The sequence below is a fragment of the Enterobacter sp. PL_is379 genome, from assembly GCF_055817355.1.
Window position 1 is genome coordinate 416,709 of the sequence record NZ_JBVPGT010000031.1, and the last position, 17,223, is coordinate 433,931.

Here is a 17,223-nt window from a genome sequence, read left to right on the forward strand (position 1 = left end):
CATTTTGCACGACGGCGGCCCCCTTTTATCCGTATTCAGGAGAAAACAATGCCAACCAAAATCGTTATAAAAAAGAATACGTATTTTGATTCGGTGTCATTAATGTCCGTTTCCACCAAAGCCAATAAATTGCCGGGCGTCGACCAGGCGTTTGTGGCCATGGCGACGGAGATGAATAAAGGCGTATTAAAAAACCTCGGGTTATTAACGCCGGAATTAGCGGAAGCCAAAAACGGCGACCTGATGATCGTGATTAAAGGTGACGCGGCGAATGATGAAACGCTGGCCGCTATTGAAGCGCTGTTCACGCGTAAAGAGAGCGCAGGTTCCCATGAAGCGCGCTACGCGACGATTGCCAGTGCCAAAACCCATCGCCCGGACAGCAACCTTGCGGTGATTTCCGTCAACGGCACCTTCGCCGCCCGCGAAGCGCGCCAGGCGCTGGAAAACGATCTTAACGTGATGCTGTTTTCCGATAACGTGTCGCTCGACGACGAGCTGGCGCTGAAGCAGCTGGCGCACCAGAAAGGGCTGCTGATGATGGGGCCGGACTGCGGCACCGCCATCATCAACGGCGCGGGACTGTGCTTTGCTAACGCGGTGCGTCGCGGCTCGATTGGCATCGTCGGCGCATCCGGCACCGGCAGCCAGGAGCTGAGCGTGCGCATTCACGAATTCGGCGGCGGCGTATCGCAGCTGATTGGCACGGGCGGGCGCGATCTCAGCGAGAAAATCGGCGGCCTGATGATGCTCGACGCCATCGACATGCTGGAAGCCGACGAGGGCACCGAGGTTATCGCGCTGATCTCCAAACCAGCGGCGCCTGTCGTGGCAGAAAAGGTGCTGGCCCGCGCCAGAGCCTGCCGCAAGCCGGTGGTTGTTTGCTTCCTCGGGCGCAATGAACCGCCCGCCGATGAGGACGGCCTGCAGTTTGCGCGCGGCACCAAAGAGGCAGCCCTGAAGGCGGTCCTGCTCACCGGCATCAAAAAAGAGTCCCTGGACCTGCACCCGCTCAACTGGCCATTGATTGAAGAGGTGCGCGCCCGCCTGACTCCGCAGCAGAAGTACATTCGCGGCCTGTTCTGCGGCGGCACCCTGTGCGACGAGGCGATGTTCGCGGCGCTTGCGAAATTCGACGACGTCTACAGCAACATCCAGCCGGATCCGTCTAAGCGCCTGAGCGACATCAGCGTCAGTAAAGCCCATACCTTCCTCGACTTTGGCGACGACGATTTCACCAACGGCAAGCCGCACCCGATGATCGACCCGACCAACCGCATCGGCCGCCTGCTGCAGGAGGCCCGCGACCCGGAGGTGGGCGTTATCGTGATGGACTTTGTGCTGGGCTTTGGCGCGCACGAGGATCCGGTCGGCGTGATGCTCGACGCCATTAAGGAGGCGCAGACCATCGCGAAAGCCGATAACCGTCCGCTGGAAATCCTCGGCTACGTGTTGGGTACCGACCAGGATCCGCAGTCGCTGGCGCAGCAGTGCCAGCTGCTGACCGACGCAGGCGTCATCTGGGCCAGCAGCAGCACCAACACCGGATTACTGGCACGCGAATTTGTCTGCAAAGGGGAGAACGCATAATGACCACCTTATTCAACCAGCCGCTGAACGTCATCAACGTTGGCATCGCGATGTTCAGCGACGATCTTAAAAAACAGCACGTATCCGTCACCCAGCTCGACTGGACGCCGCCGGGGCAGGGCAATATGCAGGTCGTTGAGGCGCTTGACCAGCTGGCGGAAAAACCGCTGGCGGAGAAGATCGCCGCCGCCAACAAGCTTGCGCTTGAGCGCATTATCCAGTCCCATCCGGTGCTGGTGGGCTATGACCAGGCGATTAACGTTGTGCCGGGGATGACCCGCACCACCATTCTGCACGCCGGTCCGCCTGTCTCCTGGGAAAACATGTGCGGCGCGATGAAGGGCGCGGTCACCGGGGCGCTGGTGTTTGAAGGGCTGGCGAAAGATCTGGACGACGCGGCACGGCTTGCCGCCTCCGGGGATATTACGTTCTCGCCGTGCCACGAGCACGACTGCGTGGGCTCGATGGCGGGCGTCACCTCCGCGTCGATGTTTATGCACATCGTTGAGAACAAAACCTACGGCAACCGCGCCTTCACCAACCTCAGCGAGCAGATGGCGAAGATCCTGCGCATGGGGGCCAACGACCAGAGCGTCATCGACCGCCTGAACTGGATGCGCGACGTTCTCGGTCCGATGCTGCGCGACGCGATGAAGATTATCGGCGAAATCGACCTGCGCCTGATGCTGGCCCAGGCGCTGCACATGGGCGATGAGTGCCACAACCGCAACAATGCGGGCACCACGCTGCTGATCCAGGCGCTGACCCCGGGGCTGATCCAGGCGGGCTATCCGGTTGAGCAGCAGCGCGAGGTGTTCGAGTTTGTCGCCAGCAGCGACTACTTCTCCGGCCCGACGTGGATGGCGATGTGTAAAGCCGCCCTGGATGCCGCTCACGGCATTGAATACAGCACCGTGGTCACCACCATGGCGCGCAACGGCTACGAGTTCGGCCTGCGCGTTTCCGGCCTGCCGGGGCAATGGTTCAGCGGCCCGGCGCAGCAGGTGATTGGCCCGATGTTTGCGGGCTACCGGCCGGAAGATTCCGGGCTGGATATCGGCGACAGCGCGATCACCGAAACCTACGGCATCGGCGGTTTTGCGATGGCGACGGCCCCGGCAATCGTTGCGCTGGTGGGCGGGACGGTGGAGGAAGCTATCGACTTCTCCCGTCAGATGCGCGAAATCACCCTCGGCGAAAACCCGAACGTCACCATTCCGCTGCTCTCGTTTATGGGGGTTCCGACCGCCATCGACATCACCAGAGTCGCGGGCAGCGGCATTCTGCCGGTGATTAACACCGCCATTGCCCACAAAGACGCGGGCATCGGCATGATAGGGGCGGGCATCGTTCACCCGCCGTTTAGCTGTTTTGAAAAGGCGCTGTTGACCTTCCGCGATCGCTACTTTTTATAAGGCAAGCATCCATGAAAAACATGAAGCTGGAGTGGAAAAGAGGTGACTGGGCGGCGTATTTCGGGTTGATGACCAACAACCTGACCAATTTGCTGACCATGATGGGGCTGCTCATTTTTGTCGTCGGCATCCCGAAGGAAATTGTTTATGGACGCATCGCGCCGGCCTTCGGGCTGGCGGTGCTGACCGCGAGTATTTGCTATGCCTGGTTCGGCATGCAGATGGCGCGCGCCACCGGACGAACGGACGTCACCGCGCTGCCGTCCGGCCCGAGCGCGCCGTCAATTTTTACCGTGACCTTCCTGGTGCTGATGCCGGTTTATCAGCAGACCGGTGATGCGGAGTTTGCCATCCAGATTGGCCTGGTGTGGTGCTTTGTTGAGGCGATGATCCTCGCGGGCGGCTCGTTTTTAGGGGAAACCATCCGCAAGATGATCCCGCGCACCGTGCTGCTGTCGTGCCTCTCTGGGCTTGGCCTTCTGCTGCTGGCGATGAACCCGATGCTGCAGGCGTTCGAGGCGCCGACCGTGTCGTTTATCGTGCTACTGCTGATCTTCATCAACTGGTTCGGTAAAAAGCCGATTTTCGCCCGCATCCCGACCGGCCTGCTGCTGCTGATAGCCGGTACCGCACTGGCGTGGGTCTCCGGCCTGCAGAGCCCGGAAGCGATTAAAGCGTCCATGTCATCCTTCGGCTTTAACCCGCCGCAGGTGCACGTGGAGGGCTTCCTGCAGGGCCTGCCGCACGCGCTGCCGTATCTTGCCTCTGCCGTGCCGCTGGGGCTGGCGAACTACATCTTTGACCTGGAGAACATCGAAAGCGCCCACGCGGCGGGGGATGAATATCCGACGCGTAAAGTCATGCTGGCGAACGGTCTGGCCTCAATGCTCGGCTGCCTGATGGGGAACCCGTTCCCGGTGACGGTCTACGTCGGCCATCCCGGCTGGAAAGCGATGGGCGCGAGCATCGGCTACACGCTGGCCTCCGGCGTAACCATGTTCATCGTGCCGCTGTTCGGGCTGGGGGCGTTTATGCTCGCCATCATTCCGATGACCGCCATCGTGCCGATTCTGGTGTTTATCGGCGTGGTCACCGCCAACCAGGTGGTGAGGGAAACGCCCAAAGTGGAGGTACCCGTCATCTTCATCTGCCTGTTTCCGTGGATCGCCAACTGGGCGCTGACCATGATGAACAGCGTGATGGGTGCGGCTGGCACGAATGCCGCCAAAATCGGTACCGACGTGCTGCACAGCAAAGGGATCTACTACGAGGGATTAGTCCATCTGGGGAACGGAGCACCGCTTGCCAGCATGCTGTGGGGCTGTATCGCCATCTTCGCCATCATTAACAAACCGCTGCGCGGGGCCATTGCGGCTGCGTGTGGGGCGCTGTTGGCGCTGTTTGGGGTGATCCACGCCCCGGTCGTGGGCTTTGCCGAAGGCAGCTCGCTGATGTTCGTCACCGCGTATCTGATGATGGGCGGCATGTTTGTGGTGAAGCATGTGCTGGATAGCCGCGAAGCGGCGAACGCTGAGCCGGGTACCGTTGCGAAGGAGCACGTATGAAAGAGCTTATGGTTGTCGCCATTGGCGGTAACAGCATTATCAAAGACAACGCCAGCCAGTCGGTTGAACATCAGGCGCAGGCGGTGAAAGCGGTGGCAGAGTCGGTGCTGGAAATGCTGGCCTCCGACTATGACATCGTGCTTACCCACGGCAACGGCCCTCAGGTGGGGCTGGATCTGCGCCGGGCTGAAATTGCCCACGAGCGGGAGGGGCTTCCCCTCACGCCGCTGGCAAACTGCGTGGCAGACACCCAGGGCGGCATTGGCTACCTGATCCAGCAGGCGCTGAACAACCGCCTGGCCGCGCGCGGGGAGCAAAAAGCGGTCACGGTCGTCACGCAGGTGGAGGTGGATAAAAACGATCCCGGCTTTACGCACCCGACGAAACCTATCGGTGCGTTCTTCAGCGAGGCACAGCGCGACGAGCTGCAGCGCGCGCACCCGGACTGGCGTTTTGTTGAGGACTCCGGCCGTGGCTATCGCCGCGTGGTGGCTTCACCGCAGCCGCTGCGGATTGTTGAGGCGGATGCCATTAAGACGCTGACCCAAAAAGGGTATGTCGTGATCGGCGCGGGCGGCGGCGGGATCCCGGTCGTGCGCAGCGAACAGGGGGATTACCAGAGCGTCGACGCGGTGATTGATAAAGATCTCTCCACCGCGCTGCTGGCGCGGGAGATTGGCGCCGACGTGCTGGTGATTACCACCGGCGTGGAAAAGGTGTGCGTCAACTTCGGCAAGCCAAACCAGCAGGCGCTGGACATCGTTAACGTGGCGCAGATGAGGCGTTATATGGAGGAAGGCCACTTCCCGGCGGGCAGCATGCTGCCCAAAATCGTCGCTTCGCTGGAATTCTTACACCACGGCGGCAAACGCGTGATTATCACCTCGCCGGACTGCCTGCCCGCCGCGCTGCGCGGGGAAACCGGTACCCATATTGTGAATGAAGGAAGATAAGATGAGTGAAAACAAAAGCCGCCGCGAGTTTATCAGCCAGAGCGGCAAAATGGTCACCGCCTGCGCGCTGTTTGGCGCGACCGGATCCGTCGCGTATGCTGCTGACTCCGCAAAGCCAACCTGCGAGACCGGCAAACCGATGAGCATCACCGCAAAACACTACTACCTCGACAACGTGCTGCTGGAGGCCGGGTTTAATGTCGACGGCGGCGTGGCGACGAGCACCCGCACCGAACTGAAAACGCTGGAGATTAAAGACGGGAAGATCGTCGCCCTGCGCGACAACAAGCGCCACGCCGACGCCACGCTGCCGCACTACGATGCGGGCAACAAGCTGATGCTCCCGGCGATGCGCGACATGCACATTCACCTGGATAAAACCTTCTACGGCGGTCCGTGGCGATCCCTCAACCGCCCAGCGGGCACCACGATTCAGGACATGATCCGCCTTGAGCAGAAGCTGCTGCCGGAGCTGCAGCCCTACACCCAGGAGCGGGCGGAAAAGCTGATCGACCTGATCCAGTCGAAAGGCTCCACCATCGCCCGCAGCCACTGCAACATTGAGCCGGTTTCCGGCCTGAAAAACCTGGAAAACCTGCAGGCGGTGCTGGCGCGCCGCAAAGCGGGTTTTGACTGCGAAATCGTTGCCTTCCCGCAGCACGGGCTGCTGTTGTCGAATTCTGAAAAGCTGATGCGCGAGGCGATGCAGGCCGGGGCGCACTACGTGGGCGGGCTGGACCCGACCAACGTTGACGGCGCGATGGAGAAATCTCTCGATCTGATGTTCCAGATTGCGCTGGACTACGACAAAGGGGTGGACATTCACCTGCACGAAACCAGCCCGGCGGGCGTGGCGGCGGTGAACTACATGGTCGAAACCGTGGAGAAAACGCCGGAGCTGAAGGGCAAGCTAACCATCAGCCATGCCTTCGCGCTGGCGACACTCAACGAGCAGCAGGTGGATGAGATCGCCACCCGCATGGCGGCGCAGCGGGTGACCATCGCCTCTACCGTGCCGATTGGCACCCTGCATATGCCGCTGAAGCAGTTGCGCGAGAAGGGCGTGTTCGTGATGACGGGGACCGACAGCGTAATCGACCACTGGTCGCCGTACGGTCTGGGGGACATGCTGGAGAAAGCGAATCTCTATGCGCAGCTCTATATTCGCCCAAACGAGCAGACGCTCTCCCGCGCGCTGGGGATTGCGACCGGCGACGTGCTGCCGCTGAACGACAAAGGCGAGCGCGTGTGGCCGAAAGCGCAGGATGACGCCAGCTTTGTGCTGGTGGACGCCTCCTGCTCAGCCGAAGCCGTGGCGCGTATTTCCCCGCGTACCGCAACGTTCCATAAGGGAAATCTGGTTTGGGGCGTAGTGGGTTGATGTGCATTTCTCCCTCTCCCTGTGGGGGAGGGTTGGGGTGAGGGCATCAGGCCGCAGGCAATGCTTTATACTGGGAGTCACATTCTTAAAGAGGGATCTGCCATGGCACAAAACATCTACGACAACCCGGCGTTTTTCGAAGGCTACGCCCAGCTTCCGCGCTCGGTTCAGGGTCTGGACGGCGCGCCGGAGTGGCCTGCACTAAAAAGCATGCTGCCGGATTTAACCGGTAAATCGGTTGTCGATCTCGGCTGCGGCTACGGCTGGTTCTGCCGCGCCGCGCGCGAGCTGGGCGCTGCTGACGTCACGGGGGTCGATATCTCAGAAAAGATGCTCGCCCGCGCGGCTGAACTGACTGACGACGCACGGATTCACTATCAGCGTAGCGATCTGGAATCACTTAAGCTCAACGAGAACAGCCTCGATCTGGTCTACAGCTCTCTGGCGCTGCACTACCTGCCGGAGCTGGATACCCTGTTTGCGAAGGTTCAGCGCGCGCTTAAGCCCGGCGGCAGCCTGGTCTTTTCGATGGAGCACCCAATATATACCTGCGCCTCCCGTCAGGGCTGGCTGACCGACGATAGCGGCGAGCGGTTCTGGGGCGTGAACCATTATCAGGACGAAGGCCAGCGCGTCAGCAACTGGCTGGCGGACGGGGTGATCAAATATCACCGCACGCTGGGCACCACGCTTAACGCGCTCATCAGGGCTGGATTAACGATAAGCGAGGTCAACGAGTGGGGGCCAACGCAGGCGCAGATTGACGCCTGGCCCGCGCTGGCCGAAGAGGCGGAGCGCCCGATGCTGGTGCTAATCGCCGCCCGCAAGGATCAGTAGCCGACCTTGTATACGCGCCCGGTCTGCACGCCTTCCACGCTGCGGCGGTAGGCCTGCGCCACGGTCGCGGCGGAAACGCTTTCAAAACCCGGGAAGAAGCCGTCGTACGTCTCGACGGATTCGGTAAGGACCGTCGGGCTTATCAGGTTGATGCGGATCCCGCGCGGCAGCTCGCAGGCTGCCGCGCGAACAAACCCTTCCAGCGCGGCATTCACCGTGGTGGCGTTCACGCCCTGCGCAATCGGCTCGTGCGCCACGATCCCACTTATCAACGTAATCGAGCCGCCTTCATTCAGGTAGTGCTGGCCGGTCAGCGCCAGGCGCACCTGCCCCAGCAACTTATCCTGCAGCCCCTGGTTAAAGTCGCTGTCTTTCATGGTCGCGAGCGGGCCGAAGTAGAGGCCACCGCTGGCGGACACAATCGCATCTACCGGGCCGATTTTCTCGAACAGCGCCTGGACGCTCGCCTGCGAGGTGATATCCACCTGCTCGTCGCCCTGCGTGCGACCGACGCGGATGACCTCGTGGCGACGACTCAGCTCTTCCGTTACCGCACGACCGACCGTACCGCTGGCACCAATAATGACGATTTTCATAGCTGACTCCTTCTGTTGTGAGCCTTTATTCTTTAATAAATCAAAATACGGATAAACTGGGCTAAAGTTAGAAGATTGCTAACCAGAGATTTGGAATATGGATAAGCTCCGCAGCATGGAGACGTTTATTGCCGTGGTGGAAAGCGGCAGCTTTACCGGTGCGGCGGCACGGCTGGAGATGTCGGCGGTGATGGTGGGCAAGTACGTTGCGCTGCTGGAAGCACAGCTCGGCACCCGCCTGCTGGAGCGCAACACGCGCCGTCAGAGCCTGACGGATGCCGGACGCGTCTATTTCGACGAGGCGAAGCGGGTGCTGGAGCAGGTCTCCATTGCTGAGAATGCAGTCGAGCGGCTCCGTGCTGCACCTGCCGGAACGTTGCGCGTCACGGCACCCACGTCGTTTGGCGGCTGCGTGATTGCCCCGCTGACGGCCACCTTTTTGCAGCGCTACCCGGAGGTACGCATCGAGCTGGATCTCACCAATCGGATGGTCGATCTGGTGGAGGAGGGCGTCGATCTGGCCATTCGCATTGGTGACGTTCGTAATGACGATCTGGTGGCGAAATATCTGTGCCCCTACAACATGGTGATCTGCGCCGCACCGGACTATTTAGCGCGACACGGCACGCCGCAAACGCCAGACGATCTGGTGGATCATCTCTGTCTTTCGCACACGGTGTGGACCGCGCGCAACGAGTGGCGGCTGCCGGGCGTGGAAGGAGAGGTGCGCTGGAAGCGGGATGCGATCTTAAGATGTAACGACGGCTACGGCTTACGCATGGCGGCGCGGGCCGGGGCGGGGCTGTTGCTGCAACCGGAAGTGCTGGTGGCGGAAGAGCTGGCAAGCGGCAGGCTGGTGCGCGTGCTTGAGCCGTTCACGCCCGCGCCAAGGCCGGTGCATTTATTGTGGCGTCAGGATTTACGTCAACTGCCTAAGCTTACGGAATTTATCGCCCATATTCTGCTAAGATTGGGCACAATATAAAAAAAGAAGGTAATCAAAGAATGTCTGCAAACAAACTCGCCAGCAGCGCGCAGGGCCTGCAATCATCTGCCATCCGTGAATTATTAAAACATAGCAAAATGGCAGGGGTGATATCGCTGGGCGGGGGTATTCCTAATCCCGATCTGTTCGATCACGAAGGGCTTAAAATTGCTGCCGATGCCGTCTTATCTCAGCATTTTGGCGAGGCGTTCCAGTACGGCCTGACGGAAGGCGTCCCGGGGCTGCGCGAGGAAATTAAACGCATCTGCGAGGGGCGCGGTATCGCCTGTAAGGCCGATGATGTGGTCGTGACCTCTGGTTCACAGCAATCGCTTGACGTGCTGGCGCGTGCGTTAATCAACCCGGGTGACACCGTTGTGGTTGAGCGTCCAACCTATCTTGCCGCGCTGCAGGTCTTCGGCCTGGCGCAGGCCAACTTTGAATCCGTTGGCACCGACGGCGACGGTATGAAGGTGGACGAACTTGAGGCCCTGGTGGCAAAGAAAGCCATCAAAGCGGTCTATATTGTTCCGACGTTTGGCAACCCTGGCGGGGTAACCCTTTCTGAAGCGCGCCGTAAGCAGCTGGTGGAATTATCAAAGCGCTATGACTTCGTGATTATTGAAGACGATCCGTACAGCGAAATTAATTATACCGATGAAGTCTTCCGCCCGTTAATCGCCCATGCCAAAGATATCGGCAATGAAGAGAACGTGGTGTATACCTCGACCTTCTCTAAAATACTCGCGCCGGGTACTCGCGTAGGCTGGGTGCTGGTGCCGGAATGGCTGAAGCGCGCGGTAGTGAACCTTAAGCAAACCACCGATCTGCACACCAGCACGCTGTCGCAGCTGATGACGTATGAATACCTGAAAACCGGTCGTCTGGCCGATCAGATTAAAATGATCCGCGAAGCCTATCGCCAGAAATACCAGACGTTCGCAACCGAGCTGGAAACCGAGCTGGGCGACGTGATGTCGTTCCACAAGCCGAAGGGCGGGATGTTCCTGTGGGCGAAGATGAATAATGGTAGTAACACCACCCGCTGGCTTGAAAAAACGTTAAGCAACGGCGTAGTATTTGTGCCTGGCGAGTTTTTCTACTGCAATGAGCCAGACCCAACGACGCTGCGCATGTCATTTGTGACGCCAACGGATGAAGATCTGAAAGAGGCGGTTCAACGCCTGAAAAAATCGCTCTAAAAGAGCTGCGCATAATGGCTTTCCTGCCGTTATGCGCAATACGCGTTCAGGGCGGCACGGGCCGCTATCGTTCATGGTGAGTTCCATGTTTGAATTTCTGATCGGTGTCGTTACCCACACGCCCGTCTGGGTGTGGGTGCTGTTTATCTTCCTCATCTCTCGCGGCATTAAAGCCCGCAGGCCCGCTACCGTTACGCTGGAGAGGCTTGCCATCATTCCCGCTATCTTTCTTCTCTGGGATATCTACGATCTGGTGGTCTACCGCACGTTAACCCCCGGGTCTGTCGCATTGTGGACGGCGGGGATCCTCGCCGGGGCCGCGCTGGGGTATTTCCTGATTAAGCAGGCGGTTATCACCCGCGCAGAGGCGCCGCGCACCCTTTTCCGCCAGGCAGACTACACCGCGCTGCCGTTTATGATGCTGGCGTTCGGGGTCAAGTATGTGCTGGGCGTGATGAGCGCGGTCTCTCCCCAGACGATGCAGCAGCCCGCCATGAGCGCGCTGGCGATCGTCTCCGGCGGCGTGTTTGCCGGCGTGTTTATCGGGAAATTTGCGCGCTATATTGGCGTGTATAACAGCGCCGCACCGCGCCCGGCGGAGTGACGTTATTCTGTCGCGTGTGCCAGCGTGCGGTCTGCAGCATCGCCGCTGAGTGCTCGCGTGACTTCATGGATCCGCCAGATTTTCCCTTCACGCAGCGCGGCAAACAGGTAAACCTCGATCTCTGCCTGACGACCATCAGGATACGTGACCGTCACGATATGCCGGTCAGCCAGAAGTTCGTCATGACAGGCTATCTCCACCACGGTAAAGGCGATCGTGCGGATCTGTGAGCTTACGTGGCTCAGATGCTGGACAAAACCCCGGTAGTCAAGCGCGTGATCGTCCGTAAACTGCTGGTAATCGGGTGTAAATACCTCTGCCGGATCGATATCGCCGTTGAATAAGCAGGTTAACAGGCACGCCATCTTTTCGCGCTGCGCGGCGTTGTCGGTGTCGGCTATCAGGGACGTGATAATGCTCATACGGGCTCCTTATGTGGTTGAGTCCCCATTATCCTTGACAGCCGAAGACGTAGTTTCTGTAATGCGTCGATGAATAACGATTTTCGGTCAAAATGAGATGGTCAGTTTTGAAACGCTCCGTCATCCCGGCGGGTATCGAACGCCGTTGCATAGTCATCGCACCGGCCAGCTGTGGCGCATTGCAACGGGTCTGTTGGTCATTGAGACGCAGCAGGCGCGCTCGGTCGTACCGGCAAAACACATCGGCTGGATCCCGCCAGGTCAGCAGCACGCCGCTTTTTCTGAAAGTGCGATAGAAGGCTGCGCCATCTATCTTGACCCCGCCTGCTGTGCAGGGCTTCCCGATGCGCCCGCGCTGTTCGAGCCCGACGATCTCACTCATGCACTGTTTTCCCGTTTATGTGGTGCAGAGAGTGAGTACGATCCGCGAAAGCTGACTTTGCTGCTGGATGAGCTTGCCCTGACGCCCCAGATTCACTTTTCTCTTCCCGTGCCGACGGATCCGCGTCTGAAGAACGTGGTCAGCCATTTGCTGCAGTTTGTCGATGATAACCAGACGGTCGAGAGCCATGCCCGCCGTGCGGGGATGAGCGTGCGTACGTTCAACCGTCGGTTTAGTGCCCAGACCGGAATGAACTTTGTTAACTGGCGGCAGCTGGCACGCGTCATGCGGGCAATGGAGTGGCTGGCGGCGGGGAAGCCGGTAGGGTGGATTGCGCTGTCCTGCGGCTACAGCAGCGTCAGCGCATTTATTGAGGTTTTCAGAGCATGGACCGGTAAAACGCCGGGGCAGTGGGCGATGTTGCGGTCTGATGCCCTCCCCACGTCCCGCTGAGCTTTACAATGTAGGCCGGGTAAGGCGAAGCCGCCACCCGGCGATTGACTACCGCTCCCTCAGCGCCTCTTTCGCCCGGTTAAACGGCTTAATCAGATAATCCAGCACCGTTTTCTCGCCGGTCTTAATGTCCACCGTGGCAATCATCCCCGGCACAATCGAGAAGTGCCTGCCCGCCTTATTCACCAGGTAATCCTGGCTGGTGCGGATAAACACCCGGTAATAGAACACCTCCGGCTTGGCCTCGTCCTGGATGGTATCCGGAGAAATCGTCTCCACGACCCCGTGCAGCCCGCCGTAAATGGCGTAATCGTAGGCGGTGATCTTCACCAGCGCCTCCTGGTTCGGGTGGATAAAGGCGATGTCGCGCGGCGACAGGCGGGTTTCAATCAGCAGGTGATCGTCTACCGGCACAATTTCCATCAGCTCGCCGTTGGGCGGGATCACCCCGCCGATGGTGGTGACCTTGATGTTTTTGACGATCCCGCGCACCGGGGATTTTACCGTCAGACGGGTGACGGAATCCTGGCGGCCCTTGAGGATGGCCGAAACCATATCCACCTCCGCGTTGGCCTTGGAGAGCGCCTCGCGCGCCTGGACGTAATACTGCGAGCGCACGTCGGTGAGCTTCAGCTCCAGATCGCTTTTCTGCCGCTGCAGGCGCAGCACCTCCACGTGGCTGGCGGCCCCGGTTTTCACCAGACGCTGGGTGATGGCCAGCTCTTTATTGGCGAGATCTAACGCGGCGCGCAGCTCCCGCTGGGTATCCTCCAGCTGCGCGCGGCGCGAGTTGTACAGCCGCGTTTCGTCGGCAATCAGATCCGGCCATTTTGCCAGCGAAGGGGGAAACTTCAGCGGGAGATCGTTCACCTCGGCGTACAGGCGGGCGCTGGAGGCCAGTGAAGCCCGGTAGCGCGCCGCGCTTTCGCCGACGTTTGATTCGGAACGGGTAGGATCAAGCCGCGCCAGCACCTGTCCGGCCTGCACCTGATCCCCCTCGTGGACGTTCAGCTCGGTGAGGATCCCCCCGTCCAGCGACTGTAAAACCTGCTCGCGCGAGCTGGGGATCACTTTACCCGAGCCGGTTGACACCTCATCCAGCATGCCAAACCACGCCCAGACGCCCAGCGCCACGAACATCAGCAGCGAGAAGATCACGATCCGACGCGCGCCGGTGTAGCCGCTTTCGGAGTCGAGGGCGTTATCCAGATCGTCCATTGCCGCCACGTCACGCTGACTGATTTTCATTTTTCCACTCCCGTCCGGTTGCTGCCTGCTGCTGTTGCTGCATACGGCTGTTGTTCAGCGCCTGGGCTTTTGGCGCGTCCATCACCAGCATCCCCTCTTTCAACACCACGACGCGCTCCACCAGCTCCAGCACCGGGACGCGATGCGTGGCGACAATCAGGGTGCGGTGACCGAGCCAGTCGCCCAGGCGCTGGATGAATTCCCGCTCGGTGTGCTCGTCGAGCGACGCGGTGGGTTCATCCATCAGCACAATATTCGGATCGCGCAGGAGCATTCGCGCCAGCAGAATCGACTGGCGCTGCCCGCCGGATAACCCCACGCCGTTTTCCATGATCGGGTAGTCCAGCCCTTTGGGCAGCTTCTGCACGAAGCCCGCCGCACCGGTCAGCTCCAGCGCCTCAAAGATCTCTTCGTCGGTAGCGCGCGGCATGCCGAGGGTAATGTTTTCGCGCAGGGTGCCGTAAAACAGACGCGCATTCTGGGTCATAAAGCCGACGTTGCGCCGGACGTCGGCGACGTCGAGATGCGGCAGGCTGAAGTTATCAAGCCGCAGCTCGCCGGCTGCCAGATCCATCCCGCCCGCCATGGCCTGCAGCAGGGTCGATTTGCCCGCGCCGTTGCGACCGAGGATCGCCACTTTCTCACCCGGCCGGATCTCCAGCCGGTTAATGCGCAGCGCCATGCGCGGATCGTCCGGCTGATAGCGGAACTGCGCCTGCTCGAACAGGTAGTGACCGCGCAGCACGTCCTGGCGGATCGGCGTCTCCTCGCGCTGGTTTTCGGTGGGAAGCTGCATGATGCTGTCCAGCCCCTCTTTTGCCGCTTTGACCTGCTGCCAGCGCGCCAGCACGCCGCACAGCGTCGCCATCGGGGCGATCATGCGGGAGGCCAGCATCGACGCGGCGACCACCGAGCCGGTAGTCAGGGTGCCGTCGATCACCATCGGCGCGCCGACCACAATCACTCCGGCGTAAACCAGGCTCTGGATGGTCATCCCCCAGCTAATCAGGTTCTGCGTCAGCTCGCGGGTGCGCAGGCCGGATTCGGCGGTGATCTGGATATAGCTGTTCCACTGCTGCAAAAAGCGGTTTTCCGCCTGCATCAGCTTGATGTCCTCCAGCCCCTGCACGCTCTCCACCAGCACCGCGTTGCGCAGGGTCGATTCATGAGCCGACTGTTTCGCCAGCTCCGCCAGCTTCTTCTGCAGCAGCAGGCCGGGCAGGACCATGATCACCGCCGCGACCGGGGCGATCCACGCCAGCTGCGGGGCGATGATCGCCAGCACCACCACGAACAGTAAAAAGAAGGGCAGGTCGACAATCGTCGAGATAGTGGACGAGGTGACCATCTCGCGGATCTGCTCCAGCTCGCGCAGCTGTGAGATAAAGCTCCCGGTGGAGCGGGGGATCGCGCTGTTGCGCAGCCGCAGCGCGTGGCCGAATACGCGATCCGAGACGCGCATATCCGAGCGCTTGCCCAGCAGATCCATAATGTGCCCGCGCGCCACGCGCAGCACAAAGCCAAACAGGGTGGCAATCAGCACCCCGATGGTCAGGACGTACAGCGTCGGGTAGGACTGGGCGGGGATCACCCGGTCATAGACCTGCATGGAAAAGACGATCCCGGAAAGCGACAGCACGTTGATAAAAAGCGCGGCCAGCATTACCCAGCTGTAGGGGCGGAGATCGCGCATCACCAGCCGGTAGAGCCAGTCCGGTCGGTATTTTGAAATATAGGCGTCCACGCGGCTGTCCTTCAGCGCGGCGAGTGGACGCAGGGCAATAACGTGGCGGATAGCGGGCAGCATCGCCGTCATCGACAGCCGGTTGGTGTAGGTCTCATCGCCGAAAAAACTGACTTCCAGCGTGTCATCGCCGTCGAAGTGCTCGATCGCACCGACCCGGCCGTCATTCAGCGCCACCACCACCGGCAGACGCCAGCTGTTGATCGACTGCTGGTCAGCGGTGAGCAGTTGAAACGACAACCCCGCCTCACGCGCCAGCTGGGTGAGGGCGGGTACCATCGGTTTGCCTTTCAGCCACGGTGCGCCTGCGATCAGCGCGCCGGGCGAGCAGGCGACGCGGTAGCGCGTGGCGATAAAGCCAAAGGCCTGCGCCCACTGCGCCAGCGCCTCATCCGTCATGTTTTCACCTTGCGGGATATCACGCTGCTTCATGGCTGGATCTCCACGGTCTGGATGGTGCGGTTATCAAGATCGAACGCATGACGCAGCTGCCCGGTGTTATACAGGCAGTTGAGCTGCAGCTGGTGCAGCTGACCGAGGGTCTGCTGCTGGGTGAAGCGCGCCTGATAGACCTCCTGTTCGGCGTTGAGCACGTCGAGCAGCGGGCGCGAGCCGAGGTCAAGATATTGCTGCTGGTACAGCTCACGGGTGCGGGCGCTGAGGGCTTCCTGGCGGCCCTGGATTTGCAGCGTGCTTTGCAGGCTCATCACCTGGCTACGGGCTTCCAGCAGTTTCTGGCGGACATCAAGGCGCGTGCGCTGAATGGTGGACTGCGCCGCCTCCACCGCGTGTCCGGCAGCGTTACGCCGGGCGGTGAGGCCGCCGCCCTGATAGAGCGGCATCTGCACTTTCACCCATGCGGAATACTGGGTGCGATCCCGCGTTTCGCTGCCTGCATAGCGGTCGTTCATGTAGTGACGCACCTCCGGCTCCAGTGAGACGGTTGGCGTCATCTGCGCATCGGCGTAGTCGAGGTTAGCCTGGGCGACGTTAGCCTGCGCCCAGGCAGCGAGAACGGCGGGAACCAGACGGTCGTCCGGCTCGGCGACATCGCAGCTGCGGGCCAGCTTTTGCGGAAAGTCGTTGCTGATCGCGTTCAGGCTGTTCCAGCCGAGAAAGCTCATCAGCGTGGCGCGGGCACTGTCGAGGCTGGCCTGGTACTGCATCAGCTGGGCGCGAGCGCCTTCGATACGCGCATCGGTCTGCACCACGTCAGAGAGCGACGTGGCGCCCTCGTCGTTACGCTGGCGGGTCAGCGTGCCGATGGAAGAGAGGGCTTCAAGCTGCTCTTTTGCGGTGTCGACCATCTGCTGCCAGGTTTGCACCTGTACCATGGCGACGGCGGTATCGTGGGCGATGGTGTCGATACTCACCAGCACGTTGGCCTGCTGCTGGGCAACGCCAGCGCTCTCGGCGCGCACCTGGCTGGCTACTTTGCCAAAGTCGTAGAGCATTTGTGAGAGAGAAAGCACCAGCGACGGCGTAAAGCCGTTCTGATCGCCGTCGTGGGAATAACCGTTGTCCACGCCGGCATTAATCTGCGGATAGTATTTTGATTTCGCGACGTCCACCTCTTCGCTCTGCTGGTAGAGTTTGCCCACGGCTTCGCTGATGGCCGGGTGCCAGGTAACGGCGCGGTTGACGGCCTCGCCAAGCTGCAATGAACCTGGAGCGGCGTTGCCTGCTACCGGGGCCACGCGCCCGTTGAGTGAGGGGAGTTCCTGCGTTTCGCGAAGCTGTCCGGTATTGATGGTTGCCGCCGGATTTGCGCAGAAAGCGGGCACAGATATCAGGCAGCACGAGAGCCACCAGTAAGGCATCTTCATTCCCATGTCATGTCCCTAAT

General features: G+C 60.6%; 15 protein-coding genes. 10 read left to right on the forward strand and 5 right to left on the reverse strand.

From position 1 onward, the window contains the following. The first annotated feature begins 48 nt into the window (after window positions 1-48). From fdrA to AC0TOY_RS18510, 6 genes are all read left to right on the forward strand, one after another. Window positions 49-1,590: an acyl-CoA synthetase FdrA gene (gene fdrA, locus AC0TOY_RS18485; RefSeq protein ID WP_473722313.1), complete on the forward strand. Its 1,542-nt coding sequence runs from the start codon at window positions 49-51 to the stop codon at window positions 1,588-1,590. Continuing rightward, on the forward strand, window positions 1,590-3,005 hold the full coding sequence (locus AC0TOY_RS18490) for a YlbE family protein (RefSeq protein ID WP_473722315.1): 1,416 nt from the start codon (window positions 1,590-1,592) through the stop codon (window positions 3,003-3,005). Before fdrA ends, AC0TOY_RS18490 begins: the two co-directional genes overlap by 1 nt. Before the next feature lie 11 nt (window positions 3,006-3,016). Next, complete coding sequence (locus tag AC0TOY_RS18495; RefSeq protein ID WP_473722316.1) at window positions 3,017-4,570, forward strand: xanthine permease; 1,554 nt, start codon at window positions 3,017-3,019, stop codon at window positions 4,568-4,570. Next, window positions 4,567-5,523 carry a carbamate kinase family protein gene (locus AC0TOY_RS18500; RefSeq protein WP_473722317.1) on the forward strand — a complete coding sequence of 319 codons (957 nt, stop codon included), beginning with the start codon at window positions 4,567-4,569 and terminating at the stop codon, window positions 5,521-5,523. Before AC0TOY_RS18495 ends, AC0TOY_RS18500 begins: the two co-directional genes overlap by 4 nt. A 1-nt stretch (window position 5,524) precedes the next feature. Then, on the forward strand, window positions 5,525-6,904 hold the full coding sequence (locus tag AC0TOY_RS18505; protein ID WP_473722318.1) for an amidohydrolase family protein: 1,380 nt from the start codon (window positions 5,525-5,527) through the stop codon (window positions 6,902-6,904). A 102-nt stretch (window positions 6,905-7,006) separates the two neighbouring features. After that, on the forward strand, window positions 7,007-7,741 hold the full coding sequence (locus tag AC0TOY_RS18510) for a class I SAM-dependent methyltransferase (protein WP_048990729.1): 735 nt from the start codon (window positions 7,007-7,009) through the stop codon (window positions 7,739-7,741). On the opposite strand, the gene AC0TOY_RS18515 is transcribed toward AC0TOY_RS18510, so the two are convergent. Then, window positions 7,735-8,337: a short chain dehydrogenase gene (locus AC0TOY_RS18515; protein ID WP_473722319.1), complete on the reverse strand. Its 603-nt coding sequence runs from the start codon at window positions 8,335-8,337 to the stop codon at window positions 7,735-7,737. The genes AC0TOY_RS18510 and AC0TOY_RS18515 overlap by 7 nt on opposite strands. Before the next feature lie 97 nt (window positions 8,338-8,434). Here AC0TOY_RS18515 and AC0TOY_RS18520 point away from each other — a divergent pair, with 97 nt between their 5' ends. From AC0TOY_RS18520 to AC0TOY_RS18530, 3 genes are all read left to right on the forward strand, one after another. Beyond that, window positions 8,435-9,322: a LysR family transcriptional regulator gene (locus AC0TOY_RS18520; protein ID WP_061714585.1), complete on the forward strand. Its 888-nt coding sequence runs from the start codon at window positions 8,435-8,437 to the stop codon at window positions 9,320-9,322. Between the two features lie 20 nt (window positions 9,323-9,342). Further along, window positions 9,343-10,524 carry an aminotransferase-like domain-containing protein gene (locus tag AC0TOY_RS18525; protein WP_148768813.1) on the forward strand — a complete coding sequence of 394 codons (1,182 nt, stop codon included), beginning with the start codon at window positions 9,343-9,345 and terminating at the stop codon, window positions 10,522-10,524. Window positions 10,525-10,609: 85 nt separating this feature from the next. Beyond that, window positions 10,610-11,128: a DUF6622 family protein gene (locus AC0TOY_RS18530; RefSeq protein ID WP_024907665.1), complete on the forward strand. Its 519-nt coding sequence runs from the start codon at window positions 10,610-10,612 to the stop codon at window positions 11,126-11,128. A gap of 2 nt (window positions 11,129-11,130) precedes the next feature. Here AC0TOY_RS18530 and AC0TOY_RS18535 read toward each other — a convergent pair whose 3' ends face one another. Next, window positions 11,131-11,550: a nuclear transport factor 2 family protein gene (locus AC0TOY_RS18535; RefSeq protein WP_148768812.1), complete on the reverse strand. Its 420-nt coding sequence runs from the start codon at window positions 11,548-11,550 to the stop codon at window positions 11,131-11,133. Between the two features lie 97 nt (window positions 11,551-11,647). Between AC0TOY_RS18535 and AC0TOY_RS18540 the strand changes: the two genes are divergently transcribed. Then, complete coding sequence (locus AC0TOY_RS18540; protein ID WP_473722322.1) at window positions 11,648-12,385, forward strand: AraC family transcriptional regulator; 738 nt, start codon at window positions 11,648-11,650, stop codon at window positions 12,383-12,385. A gap of 48 nt (window positions 12,386-12,433) precedes the next feature. Here AC0TOY_RS18540 and AC0TOY_RS18545 read toward each other — a convergent pair whose 3' ends face one another. Genes AC0TOY_RS18545 through AC0TOY_RS18555 form a run of 3 tightly spaced genes read right to left on the reverse strand, consistent with a single transcriptional unit; the run spans window position 12,434 to window position 17,209 of the window. After that, window positions 12,434-13,603 (reverse strand): beta-barrel domain-containing protein, encoded by a 1,170-nt coding sequence (locus AC0TOY_RS18545; protein ID WP_152680680.1) that lies wholly within the window; start codon window positions 13,601-13,603, stop codon window positions 12,434-12,436. Window positions 13,604-13,613: 10 nt separating this feature from the next. Then, on the reverse strand, window positions 13,614-15,809 hold the full coding sequence (locus AC0TOY_RS18550; RefSeq protein WP_024908316.1) for a type I secretion system permease/ATPase: 2,196 nt from the start codon (window positions 15,807-15,809) through the stop codon (window positions 13,614-13,616). Then, window positions 15,806-17,209, reverse strand: a complete 1,404-nt coding sequence (locus AC0TOY_RS18555; RefSeq protein WP_048992709.1) for a TolC family outer membrane protein — start codon at window positions 17,207-17,209, stop codon at window positions 15,806-15,808. Before AC0TOY_RS18555 ends, AC0TOY_RS18550 begins: the two co-directional genes overlap by 4 nt. Window positions 17,210-17,223: the final 14 nt, after the last annotated feature.